The organism is Pseudomonas sp. SA195, assembly GCF_054131565.1.
In genome coordinates, this window is sequence record NZ_CP096392.1 from 4288964 (window position 1) to 4312670 (window position 23707).

The window sequence follows — 23707 nt, forward strand, 5'->3', positions numbered from 1 at the left end:
GCGCACCGCGGGCGGCGCGGTGCAGCAACGGAGTCAGTACGCGGCGCGGTAGATGGCCAAGGCATCGGCCTCGGTCACTTCCCGTGGGTTGTTGACCAGCAGGCGCTGCTGCAGCATCGCCTCCTTGGCCAGTTGCGGCAGCATGTCCTCCGGTACTCCCGCGTCGCGCAAGCGGGTCGGCAGGCCGACACGTGCACTCATCTGCTCGAATTCCTGAATCAGCTGCTCGGCATAGGTCGATGGGTCATCGCTGCGCAGCCGATCGCCCAGGACGATGGGCGCCAGCTCGCCGTAGTGCGTGGTCGCCGCGCTGACGTTGAAACGCAGCACCTGCGGCAGCACCAGGGCGTTGGACAGGCCGTGGGGAATGTGGAAATTGCCTCCCAGCGGATAGGCCAGCGCGTGCACGGCGGCGACCGGCGCATTGGCGAACGCCTGTCCGGCCAGGCAGGCGCCCAGCAGCATGGCCTGGCGTGCCTCGCGGTTGCTGCCGTTGTGCACCGCCTCGTCCAGATTGGCCGCCAAGAGGCGCAGCGCCTCGCGGGCCAACAGGTCGGACATGGGGTTCTTCTTCAGCGCGCTGGTGTAGGCCTCGATGGCGTGCACCATGGCGTCGATGCCGGTGGCTGCGGTCACTGCCGGTGGCAGGCCGAGGGTGAGATCGGCGTCGAGCAACGCCAGGTCCGGCAGCAGCAGGGGCGAGACCACACCCATCTTGGTGGTTTCGCCGGTAGTGATGATCGCGATTTGAGTGACCTCAGAGCCGGTGCCGGCAGTGGTCGGGACCTGGATCAGCGGCAGGCGCTGCCCCTTGGCATTGCCGACGCCGTAGATGTCCTGAAGCGATTGCGCACAATCAGGATGGGCCAGCAGCGCGACCAGCTTGGCGACGTCCATCGAACTGCCACCACCGAAGCCGATGATCAGATCGGCGTTGTTTGCTTTCGCCTGCTCGACCGCGGCCAGCACGATGGCTTCCGGCGGATCGGCGACGACCTGATCGTAAACGGCGACCTGCACCCCTTCCGTCTCGAAGCCGGGTAGCACCTCGTTGAGCAGGCCGAAGCGGGTAATGCCCGGGTCGGTCACCACCAAGACGGAACGCGCCCCGCGCTCTTTACAGAGGCTGGCCAGCCGGCGCGACGAGCCGGGCTCGCAAATCAATTGGGCGGTTGTGGCAAAGCTGAACGGATGCATGGTGGATCCTCTTTCAAATAGCTCAGCTGCGGTCGAGCACGCAGTGCTTAAGGCTTGTAGCCGGATTCTCCGCGAGCAAGCTCGCTCCTACTGACGAACTAAGCCCTCGCTTTTGTAGGAGCTAGCTTGCTGGCGAACAGCGCGACGAACTCGCCATACCGGAAAGGCTCTTTACGCCCCACCCGCATAAATCAAAACGCGAAATCCGCCTCCGGCAGCGCCATCAAACATTCAGCGCCCCCCTGAATCGCTTCCCGATGTGCACTGGCTCGAGGCAATACACGGCGCAGATAGAAGTCCGCGCTGGCTAGCTTGGCCTGGTAGAACGCCTGCTCGCCGGTGCCCTGCTCCAGCGCATCCTGTGCGCGGGCGGCCGCCTGCAACCAGAGCCCGGCCAACAACACATAGGCTGAGTACTGCAGGAAATCCACCGACACCGCACCGATCTCCTGCGGATCGCGTCCGGTCGCCGCAATGATCTCGGCACTCAGCTCGCGCCATTCGCCGATACGTGCCTGCACCTTGCTGGCCATGTCGTGCAGTGCCGGCCGGTCGATCTGCCGATCACAGACCTCGCTGAACTCCGCCTGCAACGCCGATAGCTCCGCACCGCGGTCGCCGAGCAGCTTGCGGCGGATGTAGTCGAGCGCCTGAATGCCATTGGTGCCCTCGTACAGCTGGGTGATGCGGCTGTCGCGCATCAACTGCTCCATACCCCACTCGCGGATATAACCGTGGCCGCCGTAGACCTGCACACCGAGGCTTGCGACTTCCTGACCGATGTCGGTGAAGAAGGCTTTGACGATGGGGATCAACAGCGCCGCGCGCTTGCCCGCCGCCTTGCGCGCCGCGGCGTCCGGATGGCCGTGTTCGAGGTCCAGCTGCCGGGCGCAATAGGCGGCGAGCATGCGGCTGCCTTCGACCAGCGTCTTCTGGGTCAACAGCATGCGCCGCACGTCCGGGTGGACGATGATTGGGTCGGCCGGTTTGTCCGGGTGCTGCACGCCAGCCAGACCGCGCGACTGCAGCCGCTCACGGGCATAGGCCAACGAGCCCTGATAGGCCTGCTCGGCGATGCCCAGCCCCTGCAAGCCGACCTGAAAGCGCGCGTCGTTCATCATGGTGAACATGCACGCCAGGCCCTGGTTGGGCTCGCCGACGATCCAGCCGGTGGCGCCGTCGAAATTCATCACGCAGGTGGCGGCGCCCTTGATGCCCATCTTGTGCTCGATGGCGCCGCAGGACAGCGCGTTGCGCTCGCCCGGCGTGCCATCGGCGTTAGCGATGAACTTGGGCACCAGCAGCAGGCTGATGCCCTTCACGCCCGCCGGTGCATCCGGCAGCCGCGCCAGCACCAGATGCACGATGTTCTCGCTCATGTCGTGCTCGCCACCGGAGATGAAGATCTTGCTGCCGCTGACGGTGTAGCTACCGTCCGCCTGCGGTTCGGCCTTGGTGCGCAGCAGGGCGAGGTCGGTGCCGGCCTGCGGCTCGGTCAGGCACATGGTGCCGCTCCAGCTGCCGCTGACCAGCTTCTCCAGATAGGCCTTCTTCAGCTCGTCGCTGCCGTGCTTGTACAGCGCCAGCACCGCGCCCTCGGTCAGGCCCGAGTAGATGCGGAAGGACAGCGAAGCGCCCATCAACATCTCGTGAAAGTTGCAGGCGACCAACTGCGGGAAGCCCTGGCCACCGTATTCGGTCGGCCCGGTCATGCTGGCCCAGCCGTTATCGACGTACTGTTTGTAGGCCTCGACGAAGCCCTGCGGCGTGCGCACTTCGCCGTTTTCGAGGGTCACGCCTTCTTCATCGCTGTTGCGATTGAGCGGCGCGATTTCCCCGCCGGTGTAGCGCGCGGCTTCTTCCAGCACGCCATCGATCAGCTCGCGGTCCAGGCCGTTGCCGAGCAGCTCGCAATGAGCGGAGGCGTCGAACAGCTCATGCAACACGAAACGCATGTCGCGCAGCGGTGCCTTGTATTCCATGCTCAGGCCCCCTGCTTGTAGTCGACGAAGCGACCGCCGAGGGTGGCCAGGCTGTCGATCAGCTCGGCTGGTTTCCAATGCTGGCCGTGACGCTCAGCCAGTGCATTCAAGCGGTCGCGGATTGCCGGCAGGCCCTGGCGATCGGCCCAGGTCATCGGTCCGCCGACGTTCGCCGGGAAGCCGTAGCCATTGAGATAGACGGTGTCGATATCGGAGCTGGACTCGGCCATGCCTTCCTCGAGGATCTTTGCACCCTCATTGACCAGCGCCAGCAGGCAGCGCTCGAGGATCTCCTCCGTGCCGATGTCGCGGCGCTGATAGCCGAGACGCTCGGATTCGCGCTGCACCAGCGCGTCCACTTCCGGGTCGTGTTCGGCCTGGCGGCTGCCCTCGGCATAGCGGTAGTAGCCCATGCGCGACTTCTGACCGAAGCGGCCCAGCTCGCAGAGGCGATTGTCGATCTGCACCTCGGGCTCGTCCTGACCTTTGCCGGCCAGCTCGCGGGCGCGCCATTCCAGGTCGATGCCGACCACGTCGTACATGCGGAACGGCCCCATGGCGAAACCGAAGCCCTGCAGCGCGGCGTCCACCTGATGCGGGTAGGCGCCTTCGAGCAGCATCATCCGCGCCTCACGCACATAGGTCGCCAGCATGCGGTTGCCAATGAAGCCCTGGCAGTTGCCGGCGATCACGCTGACCTTGCCCATGCGCTTGCCGAGTTCAGTGGATGCTTCAAGCACGGCTTTGGAGGTCTTCGCGCCGCGGACGATCTCCAGCAGCTTCATGATGTGTGCCGGGCTGAAGAAGTGCAGCCCCACAACCTGCTCCGGGCGGCTCGTGACAGCGGCAATGGCGTCGATATCCAGCGCCGAGGTGTTGCTGGCCAGTATGCCGGTCGGCTTCACGATGCCGTCCAGCTCGCGGAATATGGACTGCTTCAGCTCAAGGTTTTCGTAGACCGCCTCGATCACCAGATCCACATCCGCCAGCGCCTGATAGTCGGCCGCCTTGTTGATGCAGGCGCGACGCGCCTGGGCCTGGGCTTCGTCGATGCGACCCTGACGGACGTTATGGGCGTAGGTGTCGGCGACCACGCCCAACGCTTGCTCGAGCATCTCGGGATTGTTGTCCAGCCACAGCACCTGCACACCGGCATTGGCCAGGCTCATGACGATACCGCGGCCCATGGTGCCCACGCCGATCACGGCGGCGGTCTGGATATCGAAGCGGGTTTGGCTCATTGCAGCTGTCCTCGTCGCAAGGCGGAAAAAACTGGAGACCAACCATAGACGAAGACGCTACTATTTTTGAAATTTAGTCTTGTGATGCTTCAGATTCATCAGATGAATATCTACAACTTCGATCTCAATCTTCTTCGCGTTCTGGACGCGCTTCTACGTGAACGCAACGTCTCCCGCGCCGCCGAGCGGCTTTCACTCAGCCAACCGGCTGTCAGTAACGCACTGAACCGTCTTCGCGAACTGCTTGATGATCCGCTGCTGGTTCGCGTCGGGCGCGCCATGCAGCCGACGCCACGCGCGCTGAGTCTGGAAGCGCCCATTCGCGACGCGTTGCAGCAGATCGAACATACGCTGAACGCTGGCGATTTCTTCGACCCCGCCACCAGCCGCCAGCGCTTCGTCATTGCCGTGACCGATTACGTCGAGCTGGTCTGCATGCCCGCCTTGATGGCCCATCTCGCGGGCGTGGCGCCGGGCATTCAGCTGGCCATTGAGCACCTGACTCCGAGCCTGCCTGCCGAGGCGCTGGACGACGGTGAGCTGGACTTGGTGCTGGGCCGCTTCGTGGATGTACCGACGCGTTTTCACACTCGGCGATGGGCCAGCGAGACGCTGCATGTCGCGGTCCGCAAGGGGCACCCGTTGGTTGACAACACAATGGATCTCGATGGGTTTCTGCGCTTGCGTCACCTATGGGTCCACGGCGGCCAGACGCGTGGCATGGTCGATCAGTGGTTGGAGGAGCAAGGGCTCAGTCGCGACGTCGTCTACACCACGCCGAACTACCTTCAAGCCGCTCATATCGTCGCGCGCAGTGACCTGGCCGCTGTGCTGCCGACTCAGCTGGCGCGCTACTTTGCCGAACTGCTGCCACTGCAACTGTTCGACCTTCCTTTCGATCTCGGGAGCTTCCGATTGGATATCGTCAGCGTCGCTCAACGCGAGCGCGATGCGGCCCTGCAATGGTTGATCGAGCAGATTGTCGCGGTAGGTGGGAATAGCAGCTTGCCGCGGTAAGGCGAATGGGTATGACGTGACACCATCCGTGGAGCCTGCCGGAACGGCATGGCAGTCTCGCCGGTTTTCGCCGAGCAACAAAAAACCCGCCGAAGCGGGTTTTTCCTGACCATCCGATTCCTTCCGGGTGCCGTCCTGGCGATGGTCGATCTTCCTTGATCCTGAGCGCGTCCTGCGCTTCAGAGATGGGCATAGATTAAGCACCGGGCAGTGACTAGAGAAGCGCTGATGTCTGCTATCTCTGTAAGCCTTTTGCTATAGCGGCAACTTCATCGCCGTTTCGCTGTCTCGCCGGAGCCCAGACAGCAAAAAACCCGCCTGAGCGGGCTTTTCCTGACCATCCGAATCCTTCCGGGTGCCGTCCTGGCGATGGTCGATCATCCATGATCCTGAGCGCGTCCTGCGCTTCAGAGATGGGCATAGATTAAGCACCGGGTGGTGACTAGAAAAGCGCTGATGTCTGCTGTCTCTGTAAGCCTTTCGCTATAGCAGCAACTTCACCCCCGTTTCGCTGTCTCGCCGAAGCCCAAACAGCAAAAAACCCGCCTGAGCGGGTTTTTCCTGACCATCCGATTCCTTCCGGGTGCCGTCCTGGCGATGGTCGATCTTCCTTGATCCTGAGCGCGTCCTGCGCTTCAGAGATGGGCATAGATTAAGCCTCGCGCCCGGGGTGCAGAAGTAGCGATCGCCACTTCCGCTTGTAAGCCTTCTGCCATTAAGCCTTAGGGGCGGGATTCTCGGATGAGCCTCCGTAGGTGTAGCGGTTGGGATGCCAGTACCCGGACAACAGCGGAAACACCGGCCCGTCCCAGCCACGACGGCGAAGCTGATGGGCGATCAAGGCGTTCATGATCTTGTGGCCCATCAGCAGGACGCTACCGTGCGACCTGGCCAGCTCGATCAGCCGGTCGGCCGCAGCGCTGGCGCGTCGGGTGGATTCGTCCACGGGCTCGGTGTGGTTGGAATAGCCGAGAAACCATGCTGAACGAAAAGCGATGCGCCAGAAGCGCGACGGCAATAGCGGCACGCCCCAGTCGGGATACGGCAGGTGCGCTTCGGCAAACAAGGGATCGGGGGTCTGCTCGCAATCGCAGCGCAGGTGCGATCGGGACTCCACGCAGCGCTGCAACGAGCTGCAGACCACCACGCCCACCGAGTCAGCGAGACGCACCAGTGCGTCCGGGCGTTCGCCGCCAACGACCGCCGCCGCGTTGTAGCGCTCGACCCAGCGCTTCATGCCGGCCGGCGTGCTCCAGCGTGCCGCACCATGATCGGGCCTTCCGTGACGCACGAGGATGATCTGCATGGCCTGCCGCCGTGACCGAGAATTAGGGTTCGAAACGCTGGGCGCCTTCAGGTTTCAGGCGGCCCAGCGACGGGATAGGTGCCCCGTCGACGAAAGACCGGGGCGGAGGGAGATCAGCTATCCAGCTGGCGTTGCTTGTCCAGAAACTCTTCCTCGAGCATCGCGTCTTTTACCGCTTGCGGAGGCTCGTCACGCAGCGGGTCGTTAAGCTCACCGCTGGACATCACCTTCGCGTCGAGCTTGCCCATCAGATGGTCGAGCGCGTGTTGCATCTTCTCGGCGGCCCCTTCGACGGCGAGCTGCAGGGACTCGGCCTTGTGCGTGACGGACACCGCCTGATGCCCGCGCGGGCGTGCCTCGATCTGACAGCGTTTGTCGTCGGCCCCGGCCTTCTGAGCATTCTCGTCGCCGACATGGACCTCGATCCGCGTCAGGAAATCATCGAACCGTTCCAGCCGCTCCTCGACGGTCGTACCGACCCACTCGTGCAGCTCGACGCTGCCGGGAACATGGTTGCTATTGACCTGAACATGCATACGGTTACTCCTGATTGATGGCGTACCTGCTCATTTCGAGGCGCCCACGCCACCGAGGTTCAGCAGATTCGTCAAATCGACGATCGCTGGCGCGGACCGGCCGCGTCGGCACGCACGCCAAGGCGCCAGCCGATCACGGCCCAGACCGCAGCGCAAGCCGCGCCGACCAGGGCGATCAGCCACGCGCCGTGGCCCAGGCTGTCGAGCAGGCTTTTGGCCCATCCACTGAGGGCGTCGCCGCCACGGTAGACGACGGTATCGATGAAGTTTTTCGCCTTGTACTTGCTCTCGGCATCCAGCGGCGCGAAGAGCATCTCGCGCCCCGGCCGCACGAAGGCGTATTCGCCGACCCTGCGCAGGATCATCACCGCTGCTAGGACGGCGAAGGTCGGAGCCAGCGCCAGGCCAACGAAGCCCAGGCAGACCAGCACCGGGACAGCCGTCAGCAGTACCCGCACGCCCAGCCGCTGCGCCACTCGGCCGGTCACGAACAGTTGCGACAGCAGCGCACCGGCCTGCACGACGAAATCGATCGTGCCGAACACGCGCACCTGCTCGGCCTTGTCGGGAAACAGCACCGACACCAGCCGCGCCTGTTCGAAGTAGAGAAAGGTGCTCGCGGTCGTCAACAGCAGAACGAATGCCGCAATGCCCATCAGGTAGCCCGACCCCAACACACGGGTCAGCCCACTGAATGGATTGCCAGCGACGGGACGCCTGGGGTTCTCCGCCCGTTCAGCGCCGGGCCGGCCGGCGCCCAGCACCTCGCGCCAGGCCATCAGGTAGTGCTTGATCGCCACCGCCGCTGCCAGCAACAGCGCAGCGAGCAAGATCAGGCCGAACGAACCGAGCGCGCCGATCAACAGCGCGCTAGCCGCCGGGCCAACCAAACCGCCTACGCTGGCCCCGGCGGCGATGAAGGCAAACAGACGCCGCGCCTGCGGGGCGTCGAACACGTCCGCCATCAGGCTCCAGGCCACCGACACCACGAACAGGTTGTAGACGGAGATCCACACGTAGAAGACTCGCGCCAGCCAGACGCTATCGCGTAGCAGGAAGAAAAGCCCGGCGAGCAGCAACAGGTTGACGACGAAGAACCCGTAGACCCAGTCGATGTAGTGAATGCGAGGCACGCGCGAATTGAGCCAGGCGAACAGAGGCACCGCGACCAGCATGGCGACGAAGGTTGCGGTGAACAGCCAGTGCAGGTTGTCGACGCCGCCCTGGATGCCCATCGATTCGCGAATCGGACGTAGCATGAAATAGCCGGCGAACAGACAAAAGAACAGGCCGAAGCCCGCCAGCGCGGCGCGCAATTCACCGGGGCGGGCATTGATCAAGCGGGCCAGGCGGCCGGCGTTCATGTTCGGCATTAGCCCTCCCACTCGGGGCGATCGGCACTAGCGGAAGGCGTCGACAATCATCTGTCGTTGACGCGCATCGGGCAGGCGACCGTGGCCGGCGAGCAGGTTATCGGCCATATAGCGGGGATTCGAGGTTGCCGGGATCACGGCGGTAACGGCCGGCTCGGCGAGGATGAACTTGAGCAGTAACTGCGCCCAGGAGCTCGCGTCGAGTTCGGCGGCCCAGGCTGGCAGAGGCTTGTCCTTTACGCGCGCGAGCAGGTTGCCACGGGTAAATGGCCGGTTGATCAGCGTCGCGATGCCGTTGTCGGCGCAATACGGTAGCAATTGCTTTTCGGCGTTGCGCTCGCTGACCGAATAGTTGAACTGCACGAAATCGACTTTTTCCCGCTTCAGCGTATCGAGCAGTCGATCGTGGGCTGATTCGAGGTAGTGGGTCACGCCTATGTAGCGCACTCGCCCCGCCTCCTTTAACTCGCGCAATAGAGCGAGCTGGGTGCCGGTGTCCTGCAGGTTGTGCACTTGCATCAGGTCGATGGTGTCGGTCTGCAATGCCTTGAAGGTCGCCTCGATCTGCGCCATGCCGCGGTCGCGCCCGGTGGTGGATACCTTGCTGGCCAGAAAGACTGGCTGGCGCGCATCGCCCCGCACGACCAGCTCCCCGACGACCCGCTCGGCATTGCCGTAGCTGGGGGCGGTATCGATCAGCGCGCCGCCGCCTTGCACGAGCACGCGCAACACCTCCTGAAGGCGATCCATGACTGGATCATCGAGGCTGACGTTATGTGTGATCGATGTCCCCAGCCCGACCACTGGCAACTTTTCGCCGGACGACGGAATCACGCGGGTGCGCAGGCCGTCGGCAGCACGCACGAGTGAAGGAAGCAAGGGACCCAAGGCGGCCAGGCTGGCAAGCAGGGCTGAACGGTGGAGAAGCTGGCGACGTGTCGGCATGCAGGGCTCCGGGCTCGAGGAGGGGCGGCGAGACGTTGAGGTCTGAGTATGGTCTAGGACGCAGCCCGTACAGCCGGGCCGACGCGCGGGTGCTTTTCCTGATGTTTCAGCCCGTCTATCCCCTGAGCACAGCCTTACCGCTACCGCTCACATGAAAACCGTGCGACACGGTGATGGCAATATGATTCCGCTTCAGGTCTACTGCACACCCTGACGAGCCTCGGCATGCCCGGGACGCACCGAGCTGGCTCGCATACCACGAGACCTTGCCATGCCCAGCCAACAGCCGCGGCCCCCACACCACGGGCCCGCGTCCCCTCCCACGCCTCTGCGGCGCCGGCTCGCCCTGCTCGGCTATGCCGGCGGCCTGCTGCTGGTTTTTGCCCTCAGCTTGCTGTTACTGCCTGCCGACAGCGGCGTGGGCAAGCTGCTGTGGAGCATGCTCTAGCCGGGTCAGACGCGGAAACGCCCAACCAGGCCGGACAGCGTTCCGGCCAGCGTCGACAACCGTTGGCTGGCCTGCAGGCTCTGCGCCGCGTTTGCCGCCGCATCGTTGGACAGGTCACGAATGTCGGTAATGTTGCGAGCGATCTCCTCGGTAACGCTGCTCTGCTCTTCGCAGGCGGTGGCGATCTGCGCGGCCATGTCATTGATCCGCTGCACGGATGCGGTGGTGTCAGCCAATACCTGGTCGACGCCGGAGGCCCGCTCCACGCTGTCCTGCGCGCGGCTACTGCCGGCGTGCATGGCCTGCACGGCACGCCCGACGCCCGATTGCAGGCGCTCGATACGGGCTTGGATGTCTCGGGTCGAATCCTGGGTGCGCGCCGCCAGGGCACGCACCTCGTCGGCCACCACGGCAAACCCCCTGCCCTGTTCACCCGCCCGCGCCGCCTCGATGGCCGCGTTGAGTGCCAGCAGGTTAGTCTGCTCGGCGATGCCGCGAATAACCTCGAGCACGGCGCCGATACTGGCAGTTTCCTCGGCCAGCGCGCCAATGGTTTGCGAGGCACCCTCGACCTCGTCAGCCAATTGCCGGATCGACGCGATGGTGCCGCTCACCACGGCCGCACCCTGGCTCGACTGCCGTTCGGCATCGCGCGCGGCATCCGAAGCATTCTGGGCATTCAGCGCGACCTCATGCACCGCAGCGCTCATCTCGGTCGCGGCCGTGCTGACTTGGTCCACCGCGGCGTGTTCGCTGCTGATCAGCTGATCGTTGGTTGCCGCCATTGCGGCCATGCTGCGGGCGGCAGCATCGACTTCGCCCGTCACCCGTCCGACCTCGGCGATCAGCGGCTGCAGCTTGTCTAGAAAGCGGTTGAAAGCATCACCGAGCTGGCCCAGCTCGTCTGCCGAACGCACCTCGACACGGGCCCGCAGGTCGCCGTCACCCTCGGCGATCTGCTGAACCCGGTCGAGCAGGCGCCGCATCGGGCGCAAGACCAGCAGCGGGAGCCCAAACACCAGCACCGCGCAGCCCAACAGACCAAGCACCAGCACCACGCCCTGCTGAGCAAGTGTGGCCACGCCAATGGTCGCCGCCGCCTCGCCCTGGGCCTGCGCAGTCTGGTCCTCAAGCTCGCCCAGCTTGTCGATGGCATCACGCATGGCCTCGAATCGGGACTCGCTGTCGCCGAAGCTCAGGGTACTGGCGCCTTGCGGGTCAAGGTCGACCTGATCGATCACCCGCTGAGACAGCTCGCTCCACTGCGTAAAACCGCGGTTGAAGGCCTCAACCAACGCCATCGCGTCGGTGCCCGGCTCCATGGCTGCGTATTTCTGGACGCGGTCGTAGGCCTGCTTGAGATTTTCCGCATGGCTTTCACGCAGCGCCTTGGCGTGCTCGCCCGCGTCGCTATCGAGCAGGCTGCGCTCGGCAAGCATGGCCTGGTACAGGTCGCGGTCAGCGTTGAGCAACAGGTTGATCGCCGGCAGGTGCCGCGATGCCAGTTGCTCGCTGGTGCCTGCGACCTGGTCGATGCCACGCATGCCGAAAGCGCCCATCAACACCAGCAACATCGCAAGCGCCGCCATGGGCAGGGTTATTTTCCAGCGAAAACCAAGGTCATTGACGAGACGGAACATGGGCGCACTCCTACGGGACGTACATGGCTATCGGCCACGCCGCCCACGGGCTGGAGTGTCACTGGTCGCTTAGTAACCCGCACGCCGCGCCTGGCAGCGGTACCGAGCGCAAACATCACCAAACCGAGCGTGGAGCGCCCCTCCGCCCGCAACGGCAGCCAGGTGAGGGGCGCCAAACAAGCGAAACGGCAACCCATTTCGGTCTATCGGAAGCATTGGGATCAGCAATTACCGTTAGCAGGCTATCTACTTTTACGATCTGCACGCTCCTGAAAACAAGCACAAGCGCGACCGGGTCAGGTGACCTGGCGCGCGAACAGGACGGATCGAACGACCAGAACAGGATTCCCTGCCATGCGTGCCACCCTATTTGCCACTGCCCTGCTGCTCACTTCCCTGGCCCACGCCGATGACGCAGCGCGCCCCGAGGTCTACACCTACGACACGACGCTGGATGTCGCCTCGGTGCTGTCCATCAAACTCAAGCCGACACCCAACTGCGAAGTAACCGACGCGGTGATGACCTATCTGGATTCGGCCGGGCAGGAACGCAAGCTGGCGTACCGGACGCTGTCCGACAGCTGCAAGAACCAGAACTGAGCCAGCCACAGCAGGCCGCTTCGACCGGAGCGGCCTGCCTGCGCCCCATAGCGTGGCGCGATCAGAAGCGATCGCGGATCACGACTTCATCGAACGGCAGCTTGCCGACACGCGGCTTGGGCTCCACGGCCCGCTTGCCGATCGCCACCATGAGCGCGATGACGTGGTTGTCCGGCAGATTGATCAGCTTGGCCACTGCATCGAAATCGAAGCCATCCATCGGGCACGAGTCCAGGCCCTTGCCGCGCGCCGCAAGCATCAGGGTCTGGGCCATCAGGCCGCAGCTGCGCATGGCTTCGTCACGCTGCACGTGCGGTTTGCCGCGGTAGTAGTTGTCGATGGCGCCGGCCATGTAGTCCTGCACCTCTGCGGGTGCGCCTTCCCAGACGCGACGTACGTTCTTTTCCCAGCTGTCGACCTGCGCACAGACGACGACCAGCATGGACGCGTCGGTCATCTGCGCCTGATTCCAGCCCACCTCGCGGATCTGGGCACGCAGCGCCGGGTCACTAACTTCGACCAGCCGTACATGCTGAAGGTTGAAAGCGGACGGCGCGAACATTGCGAGCTTGAGTAGCTCATCCTTTTCTTCACGGCTCAGGCTGAATTGAGCATCGTAGCCCTTCACGGCACGGCGGGTCTGGATGGCTTCTTCGATCTGCATGGCGGAACTCCGAGGGTTGGTTAATGTGGCGCTATGCTAGTCCCGCCGAACTATCGAATCCACGCGGTTAGCCTGATCAGAGTGATCGGTTCGCTCGATGCGTCGCCAGAGCGGCATCGCTGGCAAGCCTGGACGATACCGGTCGAATTCCAGCCGCCGGAAACAGCAAGGCCCCGCCAATTGGCGAGGCCTTGTCGTGATCCCGAACCGCACGGGGCAGCTCGGCAACGCCTAGCGCAGGTTAGAGCTGCGGGCCGGCGGCCTTGATCGCGTCGGAAACATCGAACTTCTTGAAGTTTTCGATGAACTTGCTCGCCAGCTCCTTGGCCGCCTCGTCATAGGCGTTGGCGTCGGCCCAGGTGTTGCGCGGGTTGAGCAGCTGGGCATCGACACCCGAAACGGCCTTCGGCACGTCGAGGTTGATGATCGGCAGGTGCTCGGTCTCGGCACCGATCAACGCCCCGCTCTGGATCGCGGCAATCACGGCGCGGGTGGTCGGGATGTTGAAGCGCTTGCCGACGCCGTACCCACCGCCGGTCCAGCCGGTGTTGACCAGATAGACCTTCGAGCCGAATGCCTGAATGCGCTTGATCAGCAACTCTGCATAGACACCGGCCGGGCGCGGGAAGAACGGCGCGCCGAAGCAGGTGGAGAAGGTCGACTTGATGCCGCTGCCCGAGCCCATTTCGGTGGAGCCGACCAGCGCGGTGTAGCCGGAGAGGAAGTGATAGGCAGCCTGCTCTTCATTGAGGATCGACACGGGAGGCAGAACGCCAGTCAGGTCGCAGGTCAGGAAGATCACTGCGTTCGGCTCGCCGCCAAGGTTCTTCTCGGAACGCTTTTCGACAAACTCCAGTGGGTAGGCTGCACGGCTGTTCTGAGTCAGGCTGTCGTCGGCGTAGTCGGCGACACGGGCATCATCGAGCACGACGTTTTCCAGTACGGTGCCGAACTGGATGGCCTTCCAGATCACCGGCTCGTTCTTCTCGGACAGGTCGATGCACTTGGCGTAGCAGCCACCTTCGATGTTGAACACGACGCCAGTGCCCCAGCCGTGCTCATCGTCGCCGATCAGGTAGCGCGACTCGTCAGCCGACAGCGTGGTCTTGCCGGTGCCGGACAGGCCGAAGAACAGGGTGACGTCGCCGTCCTCGCCGATGTTAGCCGCGCAGTGCATCGGCAGCACGTCGGCCTCGGGCAGCAGGTAGTTCTGTACCGAGAACATCGCCTTTTTCATCTCACCGGCGTAGCGCATGCCGGCGATCAGGACCTTCTTCTGCGCGAAGTTGATGATCACGCAGCCGTCTGAGTTGGTGCCATCACGCTCGGGAGAGCATTCGAAATTGGCAACATTCAGGACTTGCCACTCGTCCTTGCCGACCGGGTTGTACTGCTCAGGATTAATGAACAGTTGGCGGCCGAACAGGTTCTGCCAGGCGGTGGCGGTGGTCATCTTGACCGGCAGGTAGTGACCTTCCGACGAGCCTACATGAACATGAGAAACGAAATGCTCCTGGGCCTGGTTGAAGGTCACCACGCGATCCCAGAGGGCATCGAACTTGTCGGCTGGAAACGGACGATTGATCGGACCCCAGGCGATGGAATCCTGGGTGCTGGGCTCTTCGACAATAAAGCGATCAGCAGGCGAACGACCAGTCCGGTGGCCGGTTTTCACGACAAGTGCGCCGTTGGCGGCCAATTCGCCCTCACCGCGCTTGATGGCTTCTTCGATCAGTTGAGCGGTGCTGATATCGGTGTACACGGCGTTAGCTTGCGTCATGAGTTTCCCGTCGGCCCTCGGCCGATTCCTCCATGCTGTTGTAGCCCACAAAGGGGGTGGACTACACCGAAAAAAGTGCGCGCGATTATGACAGAAAAGGCGCGGCGCTGGGTATGAGGGCGTGATGGCGAAAAGGTTCCTAACCCTCTCGATGCATTAGTGGCGGGTGTCGGAGGGGCCTTCGGTACCCGCACCGGCAAACAGCTGAGCCACGTCGGCGGCATCGAAGCGGTAGCGCTGGTTGCAGAACTGGCAATCGATGGTGATCTCGCCGCCCTGCTCCTGAACGAGCTGCTCAGCGTCCTGCTGGCCCAGACTGATCACCGCGGTGGCTGAGCGCTCGCGCGAACAGCTGCAGCGGAACACGATCGGCAATGGCTCGAACAACCGCACCGGGTCCTCGTGATAGAGGCGGTGCAATACGGTTTGCGCGTCGAGCCCCAGAAGCTCTTCTGCCGACAAGGTATCGGCCAGCGTGCGCACGTGCTGCCAGCTGGCCTCGCGCTCCTCGGGCTCGCGGATACGGTCGGCGGGCAGTTGCTGCAGCAGCATGCCGCACGCGCGGCGGCCATCGGCGGCAAGCCAGAACCGGGTAGGCAGTTGTTCGGACGAGGCGAAGTAACTGGACAGGCTTTCAGCCAGGCTCACCCCGTCGAGCGACACAATGCCTTGGTAGCGCTGCCCATTGGACGGCTCGAGGGTCATCGCCAGTACGCCATCGGGCATCAGCTCGGTGAAGGTTGCGCCGGCCGTCAGCTGCGCTTCATCGAAACGGGCGATACCTCGCACCTCGCGGTTGCTGGAGCATTCGACCATTAGCAGCGGTACCGCACCCGACGAGCGGGCCTGCAACACCATCAAGCCGTCGAACTTCAGCGTCCCGATCAACAACCCCGCAGCGGCCAGCAACTCGCCGAGCAGCTGTGCGACTGGTTCCGGATAGTCGTGCTTGGCCAGCACCTCGGCATAGCTACGCTCGAGCTCGACCCATTCGCCACGTACGTCGGAGTCGTCGAAGAGGAAACGCTGGGTGTAATCGAAATCGAGCATGGGCATGACCAAAACAGAGAGGTGTGGCTCGGCCGGCTATCACCGCCAGGCTTCGGCGGCTTGCCACTACCCCAGATAGAAGAGGGACCGCATTCTAGGTGGAAAGTGGCGACCGTCCAACCGACGGCGCTCAGCCAGCGTCCGAGCGGAATCGCTGCAAGGCGCGGCGCTGCTTCTTGCTCGGCCGGCCATCGGTCTCGACGCCCAGGGCGCCAGCCTTGCGCAGCGCGGCAGCCTGCTCCCGACGGGCCTGGCTTTCAGCAGTTTCCTGGTACAGCTGCTGCGCTTCCGGCGCCCCCTTACGTACCGCAGAAAGGGCGCGCACGGTCACGGTGCGCTCGTCGAAGCCCGTGCGGATGACCAATTCCTCACCCAGCTTGGGCTCCTTGCTCGGTTTGCAGCGCTCGCCCCGGCAATGCACCTTGCCACCTTCGATCGCCGCCTTGGCCAATGCGCGCGTCTTGTAAAAGCGCGCCGCCCACAGCCACTTGTCCAGACGAACCTTGCCGTCGTCGCTCTCACTCATTGTTCAACTCTGCCAGACGTCCCGTTGTCATAGGGTGGTACAGGTGGATGCGGTTGTCATGCACCGCGACTAGAATGCGCGCAACTCTACCGGATACGCCCTTTGAATAGCCCCGACCCACAGACCATCATCGGCTTGCGCGAATGGATCGCCCTACCCGAACTCGGCGTGGTCGGCCTGCGCGCAAAGATCGACACCGGCGCTAGCACTTCTGCCCTCCATGCCACCGATATCAGCGAATTCAAGCGCAATGGCGAACGCTGGGTTCGTTTCACGGCACACCTGGGCACGCTGGTGCAGCGCCGCCATCGCTGCGAGGCACCCTTGGTGGCCCGCAAGATCATCAAAAGTTCAAACGGCCAGTCACAGACCCGCTACGTGGTACGTACCTTGCTGGCGTTAGGCGATCACCTATGGCCGGTCGAGTTCACCCTTACCTGCCGCAAGACCATGCGCTACCGCCTGCTGCTCGGGTCAAAAGCCCTGATGGACGGCAAATGGCTGGTCGACCCTGCACGCACCTACGTGCAGGAAAAACCCCTGAACCTCACTTCTCCCGGTGCCCCATGAAAATCGCCGTGCTGTCGCGCAACCCCCGCCTGTACTCGACTCGCCGTCTGATCGAGGCCGGTCAGCAACGGGGGCATGAGGTGGTCGTCATCGATACCTTGCGTGCGTACATGAACATCGCCAGCCACAAACCGCAGATTCACTACCGCGGGCGCCCGCTGGAGGGCTTCGACGCGGTGATCCCGCGCATCGGCGCTTCGGTCACTTTCTATGGCTGCGCCGTGCTGCGCCAGTTCGAGATGCAGGGCGTGTTTCCGCTCAACGAGTCAGTCGCCATCGCCCGTTCTCGCGACAAGCTGCGTTCGTTGCAATTGCTGGCACGTCGTGGCATCGGCCTGCCGGTGACCGGCTTTGCCCACTCGCCAGACGACATTGCCGACCTGATCCGGATGGTCAACGGCGCGCCCCTGGTCATCAAGGTGCTTGAAGGCACCCAGGGCATCGGCGTGGTCATGTGCGAAACCGCCACCGCCGCCGAGTCCGTGATCGAGGCGTTCATGGGCCTCAAGCAGGACATCATGGTGCAGGAATACATCAAGGAAGCCGGCGGCGCGGACATCCGCTGCTTCGTGGTCGGCGACAAGGTGATCGCCGCGATGAAGCGGCAGGCCAAGCCGGGGGAATTCCGATCCAACCTGCACCGCGGCGGCACCGCCAGCCTGATCAAGATCACCCCGGAAGAACGCATGACCGCCATCCGTGCCGCCAAGGTGATGGGCCTCTCCGTCGCGGGCGTCGACATCCTGCGCTCCAATCACGGCCCGCTGGTCATGGAGGTCAACTCCTCACCCGGCCTGGCGGGCATCGAGGAGACCACCGGCAAAGACGTTGCCGGCCTGATCATCCAGTACCTCGAAAAGAACGCCGGCCCGCACCTGACCCGAACGAAGGGGAAAGGCTAAGCGGCCCGACACCGAAGGGGGGCTGGACGGCGCGGGCGGCGGACCAACCCGTCGTGCCCGATCACTCCACCAGAGGTTGCCCCTTCCTCGTCTAGCCTCCCGCCTCGGCCGATTACGCTGCCTTCACGCCTTGATCGCATCCCGCGGCAACACCAGCCCCAACGGCAGGCTGACTCGCGCTTCGAGCCCGCCGCCTTCGCGGTTACGTAGCTCAATCACCCCGCCGTGTTGCGAGGCGATGCGCTTGACGATCGCCAGCCCCAGCCCTGCGCCCTGCCCGCCACGTGCGCGGTCACCACGGATGAACGGATTGAAGATTTCGCCCAGCTCCTGCGGGTCGATGCCGGTGCCGCGATCCAGGACGCTGAGCACGACGTAGGGCGCATTGCTGTCGCCAGACACGTGGGCGGCCACCTCGACCCGGTCGCCGCCGTAGCGCAGGGCGTTCTCGATGAGGTTGACCAGCAGCCGCTTGATCGACACCCGACGCAGCGCGAGCGGCGGCATGGGTTCGACGCACAGCCGAACGCTTTCTCCGTACTGGTTGTAAGGCGCGACGACCTCGCGCACCAGCTCACCGAGGTCGATGTTCTCCACCGGCTCGTCGCTGCCGTCGCGAACGAAGGCGAGGAACTGATCGAGGATCGCATTCATGTCTTCGATGTCGCGCACCATGTCCTCGGTGAGTTCGGCATCGCTGGACATCAATTCCAACGACAGCCGCAGGCGTGTCAGCGGTGTTCGCAGGTCATGGGATACGCCGGCCAGCATCAACTCGCGCTCACGGCCAGCCTGCTCGACATCCTCAGCCATTTGATTGAATGCGCGGTATACCTCGGTCATCTCGCTCGGCGTGTCGCTGATCGGCAGCCGCACGCTGCGCCCCTTGCCGATCTGCCGCGCGGCGTAGACGAGCCGTTTCAAGGGAAGATTGAGCTGGCTGACAAAGATCCAGGCCGCCGCCGTGGACAGCAGGCCGATACCGAGAAACCAGCCCAGCACGCTCCAGATGCGCTGCCCACGCAGCGGATACGCATACAAAGGCACCTGGAGCCAGTCCGGTCCGAGGCTCGGCGCGCGGACCCAGATCGCGGTCTGCGGCTGAATGCGCACCCGCACGTCAGTTTCCACCCCAAGCTCGGCTTGCATCTGACGCAGGAAGATTTCGGTGTACGGCCAGTGGTATTCACTGACCGGCACGTCGGCCGTCGCGACCCTGCGCAACCCCGCAGCCTGAGCGATGCGCTCACGGTTCTCATCGTCCGCGGCCCAGTAGGCGCGCAAGGTTAACGCCGCGCCATGGCTGTACTGGCGGTCAACCATGACGTCTTCGTTCATCATCAGGTACACCAGCATCAGCACCTTGGAGAACAGGACGACGATCAGCACCATCCACAGGGTGCGGGCGAAGAAGCTTTGCGGGAACCAGAGGGGGGTTTTCATGAAAGACCTTAGGCGGCAGGCCACAAGCGGCAGGCAGAAGCGAGCGGGGCCGGCCTTACTGCGTGCTCACCTGAAGCCTGTCGCCTGGAGCTTTTAGCCGATTTATTTGTTCCCGTCCGGTACGAAGACGTAGCCCACACCCCATACCGTCTGGATATAGCGTGGCTTCGAGGGATCGGGCTCGATCAGCCGGCGCAGGCGTGAAATTTGGACGTCGATGGAGCGTTCCAGCGCGTCCCACTCGCGGCCGCGCGCCAGATTCATTAACTTGTCGCGGGTCAGGGGCTCGCGGGCATGCTGGACCAGCGCCTTGAGCACGGCGAACTCGCCGGTTGTGAGCATGTGCACCTGGTCGCCCTTCTTCAGTTCGCGGGTGCCCAGAAACAGCTCGTAGTCGCCGAAGGTGACCGTCTCATCCTCACTGCCTGGCGCACCCGGCACCTGTGGCGCCTGACGACGCAATACCGCGCGGATTCGCGCCAGCAGCTCGCGCGGGTTGAACGGCTTGGCCAGATAATCGTCGGCGCCCTGTTCCAGCCCGTGGATACGGCTGGCCTCGTCGCCTTTGGCGGTGAGCATGATGATCGGGATTTGATTGCCCGCCGCACGCAGCCGGGCGCAGGCCGAGAGGCCGTCTTCCCCCGGCATCATCAGGTCGAGCACGACCAGGTGAAACAGTTCGCGGCTGAGCACGCGGTCCATCTGCTCAGCACTTTCCACGGTACGCACGCGATAACCCTGCTCATCGAGAAACCGCTCGAGCAGGCGACGCAGCCGCGCATCGTCATCGACAATCAGGATCTTTTCGCCTTCGCTGGCGGGCGCAGTGCTGCTCATGGAAACTCCTGGGCAATTCGACGACGCATTATGCGCACAGAGGGTTGGGCGCGATGTGCCGGCCATTGTTAGCAGATTTTTCGGCCAGCGGTAGCGCGCAGAGACTCAACGCTCGCGAAGTGCCTCAGCGCGGGCGCGAATGATCGGCTTGAGCAGATAGCTCAGCACGCTTTTATGGCCCGTGATGATATCTACCGAAGCGACCATGCCAGGGATGATCAGCAGTGGTTTCTCATCGGTGCCCAGGTGGCTTTGGCGCGTGCGCAGGTGAATCAGGAAAAAGCTGTTGCCGTCTTCGTCGGTAGTGCTGTCAGCGCTGATGTGCTCCAGTTCGGCTTTCAGCCCTCCATAGACGGTGAAATCGTAGGCGCTGAACTTGACCATCGCTTCCTGGCCCGGATGCAGGAAGGCAATGTCCTGCGGCCGAATCTTCGCTTCGATCAGCAAGGTGTCGTCCAGCGGCACGATCTCGACGATATCGCTGCCCGGCTGGATGACCCCACCGATGGTGCTCACCAGCATCTGTTTGACCACGCCGCGTACGGGCGAGGTGATCAACGTGCGGCGGACCCGATCCTCGAGCGCCTTGCCTGTGGATTGCAGCTTGGAGAGCTCCGTACGCGCCTCGTTGAGCTGAGTGAGCGCTTCGCTGCGGAACCGTCCTCGTGTTTCGCTGATTTTGCTTTCGATTTCCTTGATTGCCGCGCTAGCGCGAGGCAGTGCTAGCGTGGTGGCGTCGAGCTGCCCGCGGCTCTCGACCTCGGCCCGTTTGAGTCGGAGCACCTCCACGGGAGAAATGGCACCGCTGGCCACCAGCGGTTCGGACATTTCGATTTCTTTGCGCAGCAGGCCCAGGCTATTTCGGAATTGCTGCTGCTTAGATGTCATCTCGCGTACTTCCTGCCGGCGCTGCGCGAGCTGTTCCTCCAGCCCGGAGATTTCTGCGCTTAGCTGGGCGCGTCGGCTTTCGTAAAGCGCGCTCTCGCTGTTGGCGAGGTTGGGCGCGTCGCGCAGAAGCCCTTCGGGCATCACCAGTTCACGGCCCTCTACTTCCGCGGTCAGCCGCTCCACGCGCGCCGACAATGCCAACCGATCGGCTTCGGTTTCACCGACATTAGAGGCAAAGCGAGTGTCGTCCAGACGCAGCAAAGGTGCGCCTGCCTCGACGATTTGCCCATCACGGACGAACAGCTCCGCAACGATGCCGCCTTCGAGGTTCTGGATTTTCTGCAGACGGGATGACGGGATCGCCTTGCCTTCCCCCCGCGTCACTTCGTCGACAACGGCGAAGTGCGCCCATAGCACCAAGAACACGACAAAACCCAGCAGGCCCCAGATCGTCAGGCGAACCAGGCGTGGTGCATCTTCGATTAGCGCCTTACGGACTTCCGGCAGGGGCTCATTACGTGACCCGGTCAGCGAGCCCAGGCCGCTGCGGGCCATGATCGGCGGGATCGATTGCTTAGCTGACACGGATCTGCCCCTTCTTCAAGGCTTCGAGGATGACCGCCTTTGGACCATCAGCCACGATCTGGCCACGATCGACGATCACCAGCCGCTCGACCAGGCTGAGCATCGAGGTGCGATGGGTCACGAGCAGCAAAGTCTTGTCCACGGAGGCCTTCGCCAGTTGCTGCTTCAGGCGTTCTTCACTGGTGTTATCCAGCGCGCTGGTCGGCTCGTCGAGCAGCAGGATCGGGGGATCGAGCAGCAACGCTCGAGCCAGGGCTACGCATTGCCGTTGGCCACCAGACAGGTTCTGGCCCCGCTCGCCAACCTGCAATTCGTAGCCCTTGGAGTGCATCCGCGCAAATTCATGAACGCCGGCCAGCTCGGCAGCCGCGATGACGTGGTCGTCTTCGACGTAGCGTGCGCCCATCAGCAGGTTGTCGCGCAAGGTGCCAGAGAACAGCTGAATATCTTGTGGTACATAGCCGATGTTACTGCGCACATCAGCGATATCGAGCTGGCGAAGGTCGATCCCATCAATCAGCAGGCTTCCCGACTCGGGCTGATGAAGGCCCACGATGAGCTTGGCCAGCGAGCTCTTGCCCGAGCCGCTACGACCGATGATGCCCACCTTCTCGCCCGGCCGGATGACAAGGTTGACCTGCCGCAGCGCAATCTCCGTCTGCTCCGGGTAATTGAAGTCAACGCCCCGAAATTCGATAGCGCCCTGCAGGCTTTCGCGGTTGAGTGGCCGCTCGCCCGCCTGCCGCTCCTGCGGCAGCGCCATCATGTCATTGACCGAGCGGATGGTGACCTTGGCCTGCTGATAGCGGGTCAGCAGGCCTGCGACCTGCCCGAGCGGCGCTAGCGCCCGGCCACTGAGCATGTAGCAAGCGATCAGACCGCCCATGCTCAGATGTCCATCGATGATCTGGTAGACACCCAGCACGATCATCACCACGCCCGCCAATTGCTGCAGCGCCATCGTCAGATTAAGAGCCAGACTGGAGAGCATGCGAGCCCGCAGCTCAAGGCGGCTGAGGCTGCCAATGGTCTGCTCCCAAAGATGCTGCCGTTCGCTTTCGGCGTTGTTGACCTTGACCGAATCGAGCCCGGCCAGGGTTTCGATCAGACTAGACTGCCGTTCGGCCGACAGCGCCATGGTGCGCTCGAGCGTCTCGGCTAGCGGACGCTGCAAGGCAAGACTGAGCGCGGCCACCAACGGGAAGGCCAGCAGCGGTATCCAGGCCAGGTGACCGCCAATGACAGCGATCACAGCGATGATCAACAAGGTGAACGGCAGATCGATCAGGCTCGCCAGCGTCAGAGAAGCGAGGAACTCGCGCAGCGATTGGAATTCATGGATGTGCTGGGCAAAGGTGCCGACCCGCGCCGGGCGGTGGCGCATGAGCATGCCGGCGACACGCTCGAACAGGGTGGCCGAGATGATTAGGTCGGTTTTTTTACCAGCCAGGTCCAGACACAGGCCGCGCAAGGTCTTGAGCAGCAGGTCGAAAAAGAACGCACCGCTGACGCCAAGGGCCAGCACCCAAAGCGTAGCCTCGGCCTGATTCGGGACGACGCGGTCGTAGACGTTCATCACGAACAGCGGCGTGACCAGCCCGATCAAGCTAATGACGAAACTCGCCGCCACCGCATCGGCATACAACCAGCGGGAGCGCTTGAGGGTATCGCGAAACCAGTGCGTGGTCCGTGGGATAAGCTCGCCGCGGTCCAGGTCGAAGCGGTGCTGCGGCTGGGCGAAGAATGCCTGACCGGTGTATTCCTCCTCGAGTATTGCGCGGTCGACGTCCAGCTCCCCGCCTTCGGATTCGCTGGGCATGACGCGCGCTCGGCCATCGGCTTGCCAGCCCAGCAAAAGGGCACAGCGCCCATCGCGCAGCAGCAACAGCGCCGGCAGTGCCAGCGTTGGGATACGAACGAGCTCGCGCCGCAGCCAGCGCCCGCGCAGGCCCGCTCGAGCGGCGGCACGCGGCAGCAGTTCTGGGGTCAGGCGATGGTCCACAAGCGGCAGGCCAGCACTGAGCATGGCCCGGCTCGCTGCCTTCTGGTGAAAGGCGCACAGCGACAACAAACCATCTAGCAGCGGATCGTCATGACTTGCACGCGGGTCGAGGCGCACCCTCGGCTCGGGTGTTACAGCTTCCTGAGGTAGTGTCATAAGACCGCGCTGGGCCGAC

At 63.6% G+C, this 23707-nt stretch carries 20 protein-coding genes and 1 pseudogene; 4 read left to right on the forward strand and 17 right to left on the reverse strand.

All coding sequences use genetic code 11. The annotated features are described in order from the left end of the window. Window positions 1-33: 33 nt before the first annotated feature. The 3 genes from M1D78_RS20075 to M1D78_RS20085 all read right to left on the reverse strand — a co-directional run bounded on the left by M1D78_RS20075 (window position 34) and on the right by M1D78_RS20085 (window position 4420). Entirely contained in the window at window positions 34-1197 is a 1164-nt protein-coding gene (locus M1D78_RS20075) for an iron-containing alcohol dehydrogenase (RefSeq protein WP_437421708.1), read from the reverse strand. 191 nt (window positions 1198-1388) lie between these two features. After that, window positions 1389-3179, reverse strand: a complete 1791-nt coding sequence (locus tag M1D78_RS20080) for an acyl-CoA dehydrogenase C-terminal domain-containing protein (RefSeq protein ID WP_437421709.1) — start codon at window positions 3177-3179, stop codon at window positions 1389-1391. Window positions 3180-3181: 2 nt separating this feature from the next. Beyond that, entirely contained in the window at window positions 3182-4420 is a 1239-nt protein-coding gene (locus M1D78_RS20085) for a 3-hydroxyacyl-CoA dehydrogenase (RefSeq protein WP_437421710.1), read from the reverse strand. 102 nt (window positions 4421-4522) lie between these two features. Between M1D78_RS20085 and M1D78_RS20090 the strand changes: the two genes are divergently transcribed. Continuing rightward, window positions 4523-5437: a LysR family transcriptional regulator gene (locus tag M1D78_RS20090; protein ID WP_437421711.1), complete on the forward strand. Its 915-nt coding sequence runs from the start codon at window positions 4523-4525 to the stop codon at window positions 5435-5437. A gap of 715 nt (window positions 5438-6152) precedes the next feature. Here M1D78_RS20090 and M1D78_RS20095 read toward each other — a convergent pair. From M1D78_RS20095 to M1D78_RS20120, 6 genes and pseudogenes are all read right to left on the reverse strand, one after another. Further along, entirely contained in the window at window positions 6153-6743 is a 591-nt protein-coding gene (locus M1D78_RS20095; RefSeq protein ID WP_437421712.1) for a histidine phosphatase family protein, read from the reverse strand. 113 nt (window positions 6744-6856) lie between these two features. Further along, window positions 6857-7279, reverse strand: coding sequence for an HPF/RaiA family ribosome-associated protein (locus M1D78_RS20100; protein ID WP_437421713.1), 423 nt, complete (start codon window positions 7277-7279; stop codon window positions 6857-6859). 71 nt (window positions 7280-7350) lie between these two features. After that, on the reverse strand, window positions 7351-8652 hold the full coding sequence (locus tag M1D78_RS20105) for an NTP/NDP exchange transporter (protein ID WP_437421714.1): 1302 nt from the start codon (window positions 8650-8652) through the stop codon (window positions 7351-7353). A 27-nt stretch (window positions 8653-8679) separates the two neighbouring features. Beyond that, window positions 8680-9597 (reverse strand): aldo/keto reductase, encoded by a 918-nt coding sequence (locus M1D78_RS20110; RefSeq protein ID WP_437421715.1) that lies wholly within the window; start codon window positions 9595-9597, stop codon window positions 8680-8682. A gap of 453 nt (window positions 9598-10050) precedes the next feature. Beyond that, complete coding sequence (locus M1D78_RS20115) at window positions 10051-10839, reverse strand: methyl-accepting chemotaxis protein (protein ID WP_457933604.1); 789 nt, start codon at window positions 10837-10839, stop codon at window positions 10051-10053. Between the two features lie 117 nt (window positions 10840-10956). After that, window positions 10957-11685 (reverse strand): annotated as a pseudogene (locus M1D78_RS20120) (MCP four helix bundle domain-containing protein); the annotation flags it as partial. Window positions 11686-12039: 354 nt separating this feature from the next. On the opposite strand from M1D78_RS20120, the gene M1D78_RS20125 reads away from it, so the two are divergent. Beyond that, window positions 12040-12285 (forward strand): DUF2790 domain-containing protein, encoded by a 246-nt coding sequence (locus M1D78_RS20125; RefSeq protein ID WP_437421717.1) that lies wholly within the window; start codon window positions 12040-12042, stop codon window positions 12283-12285. Window positions 12286-12346: 61 nt separating this feature from the next. Here the strand turns inward: M1D78_RS20125 and M1D78_RS20130 are convergent, their stop codons facing one another. The 4 genes from M1D78_RS20130 to M1D78_RS20145 form a co-directional block, all read right to left on the reverse strand. After that, window positions 12347-12949 carry a nitroreductase family protein gene (locus M1D78_RS20130; protein WP_437421718.1) on the reverse strand — a complete coding sequence of 201 codons (603 nt, stop codon included), beginning with the start codon at window positions 12947-12949 and terminating at the stop codon, window positions 12347-12349. A 241-nt stretch (window positions 12950-13190) separates the two neighbouring features. Next, window positions 13191-14729, reverse strand: a complete 1539-nt coding sequence (locus M1D78_RS20135) for a phosphoenolpyruvate carboxykinase (RefSeq protein WP_437421719.1) — start codon at window positions 14727-14729, stop codon at window positions 13191-13193. 156 nt (window positions 14730-14885) lie between these two features. Beyond that, window positions 14886-15779, reverse strand: coding sequence for an Hsp33 family molecular chaperone HslO (gene hslO / locus M1D78_RS20140; RefSeq protein ID WP_437421720.1), 894 nt, complete (start codon window positions 15777-15779; stop codon window positions 14886-14888). A 130-nt stretch (window positions 15780-15909) separates the two neighbouring features. Further along, window positions 15910-16305, reverse strand: coding sequence for an RNA-binding S4 domain-containing protein (locus tag M1D78_RS20145; protein ID WP_437421721.1), 396 nt, complete (start codon window positions 16303-16305; stop codon window positions 15910-15912). 102 nt (window positions 16306-16407) lie between these two features. Between M1D78_RS20145 and rimB the strand changes: the two genes are divergently transcribed. Both rimB and rimK read left to right on the forward strand, forming a co-directional pair. Continuing rightward, a complete protein-coding gene (rimB, locus tag M1D78_RS20150) occupies window positions 16408-16875 on the forward strand; it encodes a retropepsin-like aspartic endopeptidase RimB (protein ID WP_437421722.1) in 468 nt (155 codons plus the stop codon). After that, complete coding sequence (rimK, locus tag M1D78_RS20155; protein ID WP_437421723.1) at window positions 16872-17777, forward strand: 30S ribosomal protein S6--L-glutamate ligase; 906 nt, start codon at window positions 16872-16874, stop codon at window positions 17775-17777. The genes rimB and rimK overlap by 4 nt, the downstream gene beginning before the upstream one ends. 123 nt (window positions 17778-17900) lie before the next feature. On the opposite strand, the gene M1D78_RS20160 is transcribed toward rimK, so the two are convergent. The 4 genes from M1D78_RS20160 to M1D78_RS20175 all read right to left on the reverse strand — a co-directional run bounded on the left by M1D78_RS20160 (window position 17901) and on the right by M1D78_RS20175 (window position 23688). Next, window positions 17901-19220 (reverse strand): ATP-binding protein, encoded by a 1320-nt coding sequence (locus M1D78_RS20160; protein WP_437421724.1) that lies wholly within the window; start codon window positions 19218-19220, stop codon window positions 17901-17903. A gap of 102 nt (window positions 19221-19322) precedes the next feature. Further along, a complete protein-coding gene (ompR, locus tag M1D78_RS20165) occupies window positions 19323-20057 on the reverse strand; it encodes an osmolarity response regulator transcription factor OmpR (protein WP_217475835.1) in 735 nt (244 codons plus the stop codon). Window positions 20058-20162: 105 nt separating this feature from the next. After that, complete coding sequence (locus M1D78_RS20170) at window positions 20163-21500, reverse strand: HlyD family type I secretion periplasmic adaptor subunit (RefSeq protein ID WP_437421983.1); 1338 nt, start codon at window positions 21498-21500, stop codon at window positions 20163-20165. A gap of 19 nt (window positions 21501-21519) precedes the next feature. Then, a complete protein-coding gene (locus M1D78_RS20175; RefSeq protein ID WP_437421725.1) occupies window positions 21520-23688 on the reverse strand; it encodes a type I secretion system permease/ATPase in 2169 nt (722 codons plus the stop codon). Window positions 23689-23707: the final 19 nt, after the last annotated feature.